Annotated in this window: 9 protein-coding genes; 5 read left to right on the forward strand and 4 right to left on the reverse strand. The window is 43.8% G+C overall.

Annotated features, from left to right (window positions below; all coding sequences use genetic code 11):
- The first annotated feature begins 233 nt into the window (after positions 1-233).
- Together ACE1AQ_RS11280 and ACE1AQ_RS11285 are read left to right on the forward strand one after the other, a co-directional pair.
- The gene (locus tag ACE1AQ_RS11280) at positions 234-2054 is read left to right on the forward strand and encodes an EAL domain-containing protein (protein ID WP_008200231.1); all 1821 of its coding nucleotides are present in this window, start codon (positions 234-236) and stop codon (positions 2052-2054) included.
- 895 nt (positions 2055-2949) lie between these two features.
- The gene (locus ACE1AQ_RS11285; protein ID WP_002750016.1) at positions 2950-3951 is read left to right on the forward strand and encodes a phosphoribulokinase; all 1002 of its coding nucleotides are present in this window, start codon (positions 2950-2952) and stop codon (positions 3949-3951) included.
- A gap of 51 nt (positions 3952-4002) precedes the next feature.
- Here the strand turns inward: ACE1AQ_RS11285 and ACE1AQ_RS11290 are convergent, their stop codons facing one another.
- A complete protein-coding gene (locus tag ACE1AQ_RS11290; protein WP_374808432.1) occupies positions 4003-4716 on the reverse strand; it encodes a response regulator in 714 nt (237 codons plus the stop codon).
- Between the two features lie 925 nt (positions 4717-5641).
- Entirely contained in the window at positions 5642-6703 is a 1062-nt protein-coding gene (mtnA, locus tag ACE1AQ_RS11295; RefSeq protein WP_110544404.1) for an S-methyl-5-thioribose-1-phosphate isomerase, read from the reverse strand.
- A 220-nt stretch (positions 6704-6923) separates the two neighbouring features.
- Between mtnA and ACE1AQ_RS11300 the strand changes: the two genes are divergently transcribed.
- From ACE1AQ_RS11300 to prmC, 3 genes are all read left to right on the forward strand, one after another.
- Complete coding sequence (locus ACE1AQ_RS11300; RefSeq protein ID WP_110544386.1) at positions 6924-7358, forward strand: hypothetical protein; 435 nt, start codon at positions 6924-6926, stop codon at positions 7356-7358.
- Between the two features lie 390 nt (positions 7359-7748).
- Positions 7749-8549 carry a Tic22 family protein gene (locus tag ACE1AQ_RS11305; protein WP_008200214.1) on the forward strand — a complete coding sequence of 267 codons (801 nt, stop codon included), beginning with the start codon at positions 7749-7751 and terminating at the stop codon, positions 8547-8549.
- A 5-nt stretch (positions 8550-8554) separates the two neighbouring features.
- Positions 8555-9439, forward strand: a complete 885-nt coding sequence (prmC, locus tag ACE1AQ_RS11310) for a peptide chain release factor N(5)-glutamine methyltransferase (protein WP_149979353.1) — start codon at positions 8555-8557, stop codon at positions 9437-9439.
- Here the strand turns inward: prmC and ACE1AQ_RS11315 are convergent.
- Positions 9436-9972 carry a hypothetical protein gene (locus ACE1AQ_RS11315; protein ID WP_149977349.1) on the reverse strand — a complete coding sequence of 179 codons (537 nt, stop codon included), beginning with the start codon at positions 9970-9972 and terminating at the stop codon, positions 9436-9438. The genes prmC and ACE1AQ_RS11315 overlap by 4 nt on opposite strands.
- Positions 9936-10637: an orotidine-5'-phosphate decarboxylase gene (gene pyrF / locus ACE1AQ_RS11320; RefSeq protein ID WP_374808435.1), complete on the reverse strand. Its 702-nt coding sequence runs from the start codon at positions 10635-10637 to the stop codon at positions 9936-9938. Before pyrF ends, ACE1AQ_RS11315 begins: the two co-directional genes overlap by 37 nt.
- Positions 10638-10858: the final 221 nt, after the last annotated feature.

Genomic DNA, 10858 nt, shown 5'->3' on the forward strand with positions numbered 1-10858 from the left:
ACCGAGCATTTAGCCATGTTATCGACTATAATCGGCCTAGAACAGAATTGGAAGAAGTACAAGGATTTTGGTTGACTCAGCCTTAAAACCAGAAGATGTGACGCAATTCCTGTTAAGTAGCTGTTCCGAATCACACCTAACACTTTATTGAGAAAATAAATTAAGTTAAAGACGAATAAGCCATGACTTTTGAGGGAGCATATTAACTTATATTTTGTCGAGGCACCGAAAAAATGATTAATGGTTCATCCAATTCCCGTTATCTCCTCATTGTGGAAGATCCGCAAGGGAGAAGAACAATTACCCTAGAAGACGTAAAATATTCTCTCGGCCGTAAGTCCGATAATCAAATTGTTCTTCGCTCTAAACACGCGTCTCGCTATCATGCGACTTTAATTAAAAAGAGTATTGATCGCCAAAATTTTTCCTATTGGATTCTGGATGGGGATTTAGAGGGAAATAAAAGTCATAATGGTCTTTATGTTAATGGTGCTAAATGCTTAGTTCATGAATTAAAAGATGGGGATTTAATTAACTTTGGTTGTGAGATAAATGCCAGTTTTCATTTAATAGCTAATCAAGAAAGAATAGAGCAAGCACCTGTTAAAAGTTTGGGACAGTTAAGAGTTGATCTGACGGAAAATGAAGCCAATTATAGCCAGAATAACTTCCACGCCAAAAGTACCTTAATTCTCCATCATTCCCCATCCCAGACTATTAGTTTTGATCACAGGACTCAAGACGAATCTTTCCTCGATGATCTCACGGATTTGCCTAACCATTCTCTCTTTAATGAATATCTGTCAAATGCTATTAATAATGCCCAGAAAACTAATCAACTGCTCGGTCTGTTATTAGTGGACGTAGAGGGGCTAAGGAATGTCAACAATCGACTAGGTTATCGACTGGGAGATAAGCTCTTAAAAATCGTCAGTGAACGGTTAAGAAAAAATTTGCGATCAGGGGATATCGTCGCTCGTTGGGGAGGGGACGAATTTATTATACTGCTGCCACAAATTAATAATGCTAATGATCTGGAAAAAGTTAGTCAAAGAATTATTAAAAACCTAGAAAAGAATTACGAAATCGAAAATCACTCCCTAGCCGTGCGATTAAATTTAGGTTCAGTTATCTGTCCCTCCGTCGGCACAGATAGAAAAGTAATTTTACAGAAACTGGAGGAAAATTTAGTAGCGGTCAAGAATAATATCAATAATAACTCCAGGATAGAGTCAGTTAATGTTCAACCTAAAAACCCTCGTAGTTCTAAAGTTGAATATTTTCTCTATCAGGCCATCAGAAATAATGAATTAGCTCTTTACTATCAACCGCAAGTTAATATTACTCAGGGACAAGTGGAAGGGTTAGAGGTATTATTGCGCTGGTTACACCCTCAATTCGGATTAATCGCTCCCCATCGTTTCTTACCCTTAGTCGAAGAAAGCGAGTTAATCTTTGAGCTTAATCGTTGGGTACTGAAAAATGCCTGTCAACAGGCACAAATATGGCAGCAGCGGGGATTATTATACACTCCCCTCTCGATCAATCTCTCCCCACACCAATTGCGGGATCCCCAGTTGCTCACCATCCTCAAAGAAGTCTTGACTGAAAGCAAAATCGGGCCTTTCTTTCTGGAGATGGAAATAACCGAGACAAGTTTACTGGAAAATAGCCGCGAAACCAGTCGAATTCTTGGGGATTTGCAGAAATTGGGTATTAGTATCACCCTCGATGATTTTGGCAGCGGTTACGCATCGATCGCCTATCTCGGTCAATTTCCCGTGAAAAAACTGAAAATAGAGCAATCTTTAACGAAAAACCTGACTAATAATCCCCAAGATACCCGTTTTATCGCGTCATTGTTGGCGATAGCGAAAGGTTTTAACTTAATAGCGATCGCCAAGGGAGTAGAAACCCAGCAACAATTAGAAATCCTGCAAGAATTAGGTTGTGAGAGAATGCAAGGCAATCGCATCAGTGGTCCCCTAGCAGCGGAGGAAATGACTAAATTTCTCCACATCCACCGCACCCTCTCAGTAATCAGTGATCAGTGATCAGTTAGCAGTTATCAGATATGGGTTTTCAGTAAGGAGGAGTAAATAGGGTTTGCGGCAAAAAGCTTTTCCTAGGGGCAGGGTGTGGGGTGTGGGGTTTTACCCATTTTCAGGTGGTCAATTACCTAATTTTCAGGGAAAAATTACCTGAATTTTCCCCCCAATCACTCCAATGGTCGGCACTTTTTCAGGGAAAAAAAGTCTAAAAGCCTTATCCAACAAGGTTTTTAGATTTATTCAGCAATCCCTACTTAACAGTGCTGTCCTTTCACTGATCACTGTTTACTGATAACTGATAACTGATAACTGATTTTGGTCACTGATTCTGGTATGATCTGAACAGAGAATCTAGTATTAAATACCTACTCATTCTAGCGTGGGGCTCTTGCCAAACCTGTCAGCAGCAGAAATTTCTGGCGGCGGGGTACTGCTGGATCCAGAGTCAGGTTTAATTACCGAAAAATTGGGTTTAAAGCCCCGCCCTTTTAGGGGGACTTGATATGATGTATGATATCAAGAATAGCGGGCAGGGTAAGCAACCGCTTAAAAAACCCAGTCATCAACCGATGAACGCACCTTGAAAACTAGAGTTATGGGGTTCTATAGGGGAATGCTCCTATAGGGAAAAGCTCTCAGCGTCAAGTACCAAAGAAACCAATTATTTTAGAGGTTTTGAACTGTATCGTAGGGCATACGAGAACAGGCTTCTGTAAGGTCGCGAAAGTCTGAGGAGAGAACCACCTCTGGGTTGGATTTCGCCAGGAATCTAATTCAAGTGGACTCGTTGAGCCAGAAATTCTCAGCAGTGATGCGAGAAGAATCCACGTCCGTTTACGGCGTGGGGTATGTCAAATACTATAGGGTTAACAATTAGTTGTGTATTTAGAGGGAAACTATGGCCAATAAGCCGGAACGCGTGGTTCTAATCGGTGTAGCTGGGGACTCCGGTTGTGGGAAATCTACTTTTTTACGTCGTTTGACCGATTTATTCGGGGCCGAGTTTATGACAGTGATCTGTTTAGATGACTACCATTGCCTCGATCGCAAACAGAGAAAAGAGGTGGGTGTCACCGCACTCAATCCGAAAGCGAATAACTTTGACCTAATGTATGAGCAGATTAAAGCTCTCAAGGGAGGTCAAGCCATTAATAAACCTATTTATAATCATGAAACGGGGATGATCGATCCCCCCGAAATCATCGAACCGAATAAGGTAATCGTGATCGAGGGACTACACCCCTTATATGATGAACGAGTCCGGTCTCTATTAGATTTCAGCGTTTATCTCGATATTAGCGATGAAGTCAAAGTTAACTGGAAAATTCAACGGGATATGGCCGAGCGCGGTCACACCTATGATGATGTGATGGCGGCCATTAATTCTAGAAAACCCGATTTCAGTGCCTATATCGATCCCCAAAGACAGTACGCTGACGTGGTGATTCAAGTGCTGCCCACCAAATTACTTGAAGATCACGAAAGTAAATTACTGCGAGTCCGTTTAATCCAGAAAGAAGGGGTAGAAAACTTTGAACCCGCTTATCTGTTTGATGAAGGTTCCACCATCGATTGGCGGCCCTGTGGTCGTAAATTGACCTGCACTTATCCCGGTATTAAACTCTACTATGGTCCAGATGGCTTCTTGGGCAATGAAGTGTCGATTCTGGAACTAGATGGTCAATTCGATAACCTAGAAGAAATGATCTACATCGAAAGCCATTTGAGCAAAACTGGCACTAAATACTACGGTGAAATGACGGAATTACTGCTCAAACACAAGGATTATCCCGGTTCCACCAATGGTACGGGTTTATTCCAAGTATTGGTCGGTCTCAAAATGCGTGAAACCTACGAAAAACTAATGGCAGCCGAAGCAAAAGTGGTGGCCCAAGTCTAGTTTTTGGTTTTGAGCGAGCCGGCATCCTACCCGGGTAGGATGCCGTTTTTTTTAATCTACTAATCCCGATCGCAGGGCCAGCACTGCCGCTTGAGTCCGATCATCCACAGAGAGTTTATTTAAGAGATTGCGGACATGGGTTTTCACCGTGCCGATGGTGATATAGAGTCGCTCGGCAATCTCGGCATTACTACAACCGGCGACAATCAGATCGAGAATTTCTAGCTCTCGTTCCGTTAGGGGCGCATTTTCCAATAATTGACGATATTCTGGGTCAAGGCCGTGAATTACCACTGTTTTCGACCCGGTAGCCACACCGACGGCAAAATTTGGGCGCACTTGTTGCAGAACCACATCTGCGATCGCAGGATCGATCCAAGGATTGCCCTCGTGGGTGGAATAAATCGCCTCGACTAATTTATCGATGCTAATATCCTTCATACAGTAGGAATCAGCCCCAGCACCAAAAGCCGCTAAAATCAGGTCTGGGGTTTTGTGCATGGTTAGCATAAGGATTTTCGTGGCCAGGGGGTCTTCGCCCCAATTTTGTTTGAAGCGTCGCACTAACTCGATCCCATCGATCATGGGTAAACCTATATCGATGATCGCCACATCGGGTTTAGTCTCCTCTAGCAGTTTCAGTCCCTGTAATCCACTGATCGCTTCCCCTACCACTTGAATACCTTCCCGATGCTGGAGAGCCACCACTAAGCCCATGCGGGTTAAATCGTGATCTTCTACAACGATAACCCGCACTTTATCCATATTTTTTGACCAGTTTCGCCGAAGTAAGTGATGATTGGATAATTTTGGCTGTTCGATTATTAGAGTCGCTCCTTAACATTGACTTCACTCCCTTCTTCCTTCTCTGAATTCCGCTTTCTTATTCTTCATTCGGCAATCCCCTTTTTCCGGTTGATTTTATTGATACTTACTAAAAGCAGAGATGGCAAATATACTTAGCCTCCCCTAAAATATACTCAAATCTACCCAAATCACCCAGAATTTTCTGCTTTAATTATTCCTTTATAATATCATTCAAATCTCGATTATGCAAGGATTTGGCTTTTCTGGTTTCTGTGTGGAAACGAGGCCTATACTGATAGTTTATTTATTCACAGCATAGCCCTAAAAGTCTTTCCCAGTAAACATTTCAGAATTTGATCGGCAAAAAATATCACACAGAACCTAGAAGAGCCAAGATAATTTTAAGAAGAATATAAGTAGGTAGGCACAATTATTTGTAGGATGGGTTAGCGGTAGCATAACCCATGCGGGCGTTGGGTTTCATGCTTCAACCCAACCTACGTTTATTTTATATTTAATTCCACCCACCTACTTATCTTTGAGATGCTTGGATTTTCCTAGAATAGAACCAAGCTCTGGTTTAATTAATTTTTTAGCCTATTGGGACTTAGGCATTTTCGTTCAAAAAAGGATACATTTGGAGACTCATTGGGACTTAGGCATTTTCGTCCAAAAAAGGATACATTTGGAGACTCATTGGGACTTAGGCATTTTCGTTCAAAAAAGGATACATTTGGAGACTCATTAGGATTATTAAGCAAGGAGGCAAAATTATTTGTAGGATGGGTTAGCGGTAGCGTAACCCATGCCGGCGTTGGGTTTCATGCTTCAACCCAACCTACGTTCTAATTTTAGTGAGTATCTTGTCGAAAAAGCTTACCCTCTAGGAATCCTGTAAAAAAATTAATTCAGCCGGTGTTACCGCTCCTTTTTCCGTGATGATAGCGGTAATTAAAGCGGCGGGAGTAACATCGAAAGCGGGGTTATAAAAGTTAACATCTCTAGGGCAAAGGGTAGTGGTTCCCACCTGATAAATTTCGGCACTATCGCGCTGTTCGATCGGGATACCCGTACCATCCTTAAGGGAAAAATCCACCGTCGATAGGGGGGCAGCCACATAAAAAGGCAGATGATGAGCTTTTGCCAGCACCGCCAGGGAATAGGTGCCGATTTTGTTAGCCGTGTCCCCATTGGCCGCAATGCGATCGGCCCCAACAATCACCGCATCGATCAGTTTTTGCTGCATACAGTGGGCCGCCATGCTATCGGTGATCACGGTGACGGGGATTCCCTCCCGCAGACATTCCCAGGCGGTTAATTTTGCCCCTTGCAGCCGTGGCCGGGTTTCGTCTGCATACACTTGTATTAATCTTCCTGCTGTCCAAGCGGAACGAATTACCCCTAAAGCAGTACCATAACTGGCCGTGGCCAGGGAACCAGTATTACAGTGGGTTAAAATTGTCAGTTTTTCCGGTTGCTCCGGCAGCGCCAATAAACCATGGCGACCGATCGCCCGACAGGTTTCCACGTCTTCTTTTTGGATATTGTGGGCAGTTTCCAGGAGATTTTTGGTAATTACTGCCACTTCTGGGCCACTTTCCCTGGCCACTTTTAACATTCGCTCGATCGCCCAGAATAAATTCACCGCCGTGGGCCGGGTTTGAGCTAATCGATCGGCTATTCTAGTTAAATCAGCCAGAAATTGCTCTTTCTGGTCGGTTTTAATTTCCTGCGCTCCTAAAACCATACCATAGGCAGCCGCCACCCCGATGGCCGGGGCGCCGCGGACAATCATCATTTCGATCGCCCGGGCCATGGCTTCACTGCTGGTGATCTCAACTTCCCCATACTCCATGGGTAAACGGGTTTGATCGATCAGCCAAACTTTGTTATCTTGCCAACGCACGGGATAGATCGAGTTACTCTCGCAAGTGGTTGTGGTCATAAACATTTTTAGATTGAGAATTAGCTAAATTTACCACTATAGCAGCGGCCTTTCTCCACGGCTGATCAGCAGTAAAAACTATTTTGTGTTTTTTTGTAAAAAGTAATTTTAAATACAGAAACTTTTTTTAGAATGTATAGATAAGTGACTAGGAAAAATTGAAGAATACTTTCTTACCTAGCCCGACCTTTTATATTAACCGATTAAGAGGATAATTACCGTGAAAACAGCGAAATATCCCGAAAAAATTGCCGCTCTCTGGACAACATTCCTCTTGGGAACCCTATTTCACACCCAACTGGGGTTAATGCCGCTTTTCCATGGTCAATCGCTCGTCGAGAGTCATCAAACCAGCAATCTTGAGCCGATTTTCTGGGGAATGTTGCTCTTTTTTTTGCTGCCCATGTTAGCGATTATCGGGGTCAATTTTAGCGAAAGTCGCTCCTTGAGAAAAGGCCATTTCTGGTTGACAATTCTCTATTCTGTCTTGAATTTAGCCCATCTGATCGCCGATCTTCTGGTCAGACCGATCTCCTGGTATCAAATCGCTCTCATGGCGATTTTATTGATCATTGGACTGATTTTAAATCTAGTTTCCTATCAATGGCTGCGGTTAGCGATCGCCCATCCGCACCATCTCTCGGAAAGTCATTAGCAGTGCCAAGCTCAAAAGGTAGCCGGTTGACTAACTGATTCCGACAAGAGGAGGCCTTTTGAGCTTAAGTTGGTGCTTATGAAGGCAAAAGCAAGCTTAAACCGTAGATAAAGCGATTTTTTTCGGAAAATATAGCTTAAAAAATCCAATTAATTCCTATTATTCTCCAGATCAGCCCCTAAGTTGCCCCTATTTCCTAGCCGCCGCTGCGACCACATCTCACCAAATATGGAGCTTTTTAGCTATGATGGTTCAGAAGCAAGCCAATAAAGGGAACTTTCGGGGCTGGTTATTCATCAGAAAACTCCTGATCGGAGGGGTTAAGCAGACGATATAGTTTCAGATTAACGGCAAATATTGGTTAATAGTAATAACGAGGTAATTATTTTGATGAAATCTCTCATTCGTTGGACGGCAACCCTTGGTTTAGTAGGAACGACAATGTTGACTTCGCTGCTGGGCAGCTATTCTAAAGCACTCGCTTTACCAGAAGAACAAATCGTCAGAACCTTGCAGTCTGTACCTGTCTTCGCTATTGCCGACGATCAAGGAGTTCCCCTAATTGCCGTGGGAGAAAAAGAACAGAAATTCACGGGAGTTTTTATCAGTCGGCAGGACGCAGAAAACTTTTTTGAACGACTGAAAAAAGAGAATCCTGAAGTAGCCAGCAAAGTTAAAGTTCAGGCTGTTTCCTTGGCACAAGTCTATAAGATGCAAACCAGTCAAACCGAACAAAATCGTTTAATTATCGATTTTGTTCCCAAAGAGTCGGAAGTAGAATCGGCGAAAAAACTGCTCAGTGAAAGAGGTCAACAATATCAAGGTGGTGTCCCTTTATTTGTGCCGAAAGCGGGAAAAGAGAGTAATTTTCTAGTGGTCAGTCGCAATAATCAGGATTTTATTCCTTTCTTCTTTGAAAAAGCCGCCGCTTTACAAATGGCAGAACAATATAAAAAAGCCAATCCCGCCGAAGCAGCCACGGTGAAAATTGATGTTATTCCCCTAGAAAGTGTCATCGCCACCCTACAACAAAGCAACGATGAAGCTTTAACTAAAATTCTCCTCTTTCCTAGCCAAGAAACGATTGATTTTATCCGCGCAAATAGTAACCAAAATGCTCCCAATCAACCCCCGGCAAATCAGCCACGCCCTAATAATAATACCAGTAATCCCCCCGCCCCCAATCGTTAAGCCTTGTGACTGCTAGTATTTCCGGTCAAGAATTAAGTCAATGGCGCCAACAGGCGATCGCTGATCTAGAGCAAGCGCAAATATCTCCGAAGGAAGTGGATATTTTTCTGCAAGCAGTGACAGATTTAGATACTCTTTCCCTGCGCTTACAATCCTTTCGCGAACGAGAAAAAATCCCCTTGAGTTATTCTTGGTCGGAAATTACTAAACGCTGGCAAAAACGCCTGCAAGCAAGGGTTCCCTTGCAGTATTTGCTCGAATCGGTGGTCTGGCGTAATTTTACCCTGAAAGTCTCCCCGGGGGTCTTAATTCCTCGTCCCGAAACCGAGTTATTAATCGATATTGTTGGAGAAACCGTCAGAGGAGACGACGGGGGAATCTGGGTAGATCTGGGAACCGGTAGCGGTGCGATCGCTATTGGTTTAGCCAGTATCTTGACAAAAGCAGAGATATATGCTATTGATTACAGTCAAACGGCTTTAGCGATCGCCAAAGAAAATATCATCAATACCGGTTTTGCCGACAGAATTATCTTAAAACAGGGTTCTTGGTGGACCCCCCTAGAGAAGTGGCAAGGACAGATTAGCGGTATGCTGTCCAATCCTCCCTATATTCCCAGTGCAGAAATCCTTGACTTACAAATTGAAGTGCGGGAACATGAACCCCGTTTGGCCCTGGATGGAGGTGAAGACGGATTGACCGCGCTGCGCTATCTAGTGGCCACTGCTCCCGATTATCTGCGATCGGGAGGCCTTTGGCTAGTGGAAATGAGAGCCGGTCAAGGGGAAAAAGTAGCGCAAATGCTGGAAAATCAGGGCAATTATCGACAAATTCAGATTATTAACGACCTAGCAGGTTTCGATCGCTTTGTTTTGGCCGAGCGAATTTAGCGCAATGTACCCGCTTCGCAGTCCCGCAGCCAGAGACGCACCGCTTGGCCGATGGTGCCTTGGCTGGTTTCTAGGGGAGGTAAGGGGACTTGAGTGGGTTCCAGGGAAGCTAATTGACTGTAAACCGTGACTAATCGCCATCCTTCCCCAGTTTTAGTTAAAAATAACCAATGATAATTCTGGAGAGTGACAGAGCGATTTTTACTATACTGACGCTCTAAAGTCGTAAAAAAAACCTGTTGAGTGTCATCGGCAATTTGACCGGAATATTGATCGGCAGTTAAAGGTAGGGGTGCAAATTCGGGACGACCGGCAATAATCACAAAAACCGGTGTAGATAATTCTTGATCGATTTGGGCGCGGCTAATAACTCGATTAGCATAACCGGGTAAATCTGACAAGAGGCGATCGACTAAAAGATTTAAATCCTCCGGACAGCTAGAAAGAGGACGACTAACAGCTGGCGAGTTAATCCCGAAAATAACCAGTAATACCCCTAAATATCGGCTAATTCGTGACAAATTTTTGCCCATGCTACCTTTGGCTCCTCCGCACCGGTGATCGGTCGTCCAATTACTAGATAATCGGCCCCAGCTTTAATCGCTTGGGCCGGAGTCATCACCCGACTTTGATCCCCTTTGCTTGACCAGGAGGGACGAACTCCGGGGCAAACTAAGAGAAAATCCTTTCCACAGACGCGACGTAATTGCGCCACTTCTTGGGGAGAACAAACCGCCCCATCAATTCCCGATTCCTTGGCCAATAATGCCAGATTTAAGGCATATTCCGATAGTTCTAGGGGAATTTTGAGGTCGAGGTCTAATTCCCTGGCGTTAAGGCTGGTTAAAACGGTGATAGCGAGAAGTTTTGGCGGGGATAGCAGGTCAGAGATTGCCGCCTTAGCTGCCGTCATTGCTTGCCGTCCGGCTGTTGCGTGGAGGGTGAGTAAATCCACTCGATAGCGACTGGCGGAACGACAGGCCCCGGCGACCGTATTGGGAATATCATGAAATTTTAGATCGAGAAAGCTCTTTTTTTGTCTTTCTTGCAGAATCCCTAGAATTTCTGCACCGCTACTGACAAATAATTCTAGTCCCACTTTCCAAAAACTGACTTCCGGCAACAGATCGAGCATTGCGATCGCTGATTCTAAATCCGGCACATCAAGAGGAACAATAATTCGGTCTGAGTTGGTCATATTTGGGCGATACTGTGGGGAAGTGGGGAATTATGAATTATAAATTATGAATTATGAATTATGAATTGGGAAGTGGGGAGAGGGAATTATGAATTATGAATTATGAATTGGGAAGTGGGGAGAGGGAATTATGAATTATGAATTATAAATTATGAATTATGAATTGGGAAGTGGGGAGAGGGAATTATGAATTATGGATTAGGGAGAAGGGAGCGGGGAGA

It is taken from the genome of Microcystis sp. BLCC-F209, from assembly GCF_041928595.1.
Taxonomy (GTDB): Bacteria; Cyanobacteriota; Cyanobacteriia; order Cyanobacteriales; family Microcystaceae; genus Microcystis.

Excerpts from the sequence above, each read along its gene's own strand:
- pyrF (WP_374808435.1), bottom strand. The coding sequence starts at position 10,637 with ATGACCAACTCAGACCGAATTATTGTTCCTCTTGATGTGCCGGATTTA.
- ACE1AQ_RS11305 (WP_008200214.1), top strand. The coding sequence starts at position 7,749 with ATGAAATCTCTCATTCGTTGGACGGCAACCCTTGGTTTAGTAGGAACG.
- ACE1AQ_RS11280 (WP_008200231.1), top strand. The coding sequence starts at position 234 with ATGATTAATGGTTCATCCAATTCCCGTTATCTCCTCATTGTGGAAGAT.
- ACE1AQ_RS11290 (WP_374808432.1), bottom strand. The coding sequence starts at position 4,716 with ATGGATAAAGTGCGGGTTATCGTTGTAGAAGATCACGATTTAACCCGC.
- ACE1AQ_RS11315 (WP_149977349.1), bottom strand. The coding sequence starts at position 9,972 with ATGGGCAAAAATTTGTCACGAATTAGCCGATATTTAGGGGTATTACTG.
- mtnA (WP_110544404.1), bottom strand. The coding sequence starts at position 6,703 with ATGACCACAACCACTTGCGAGAGTAACTCGATCTATCCCGTGCGTTGG.
- ACE1AQ_RS11285 (WP_002750016.1), top strand. The coding sequence starts at position 2,950 with ATGGCCAATAAGCCGGAACGCGTGGTTCTAATCGGTGTAGCTGGGGAC.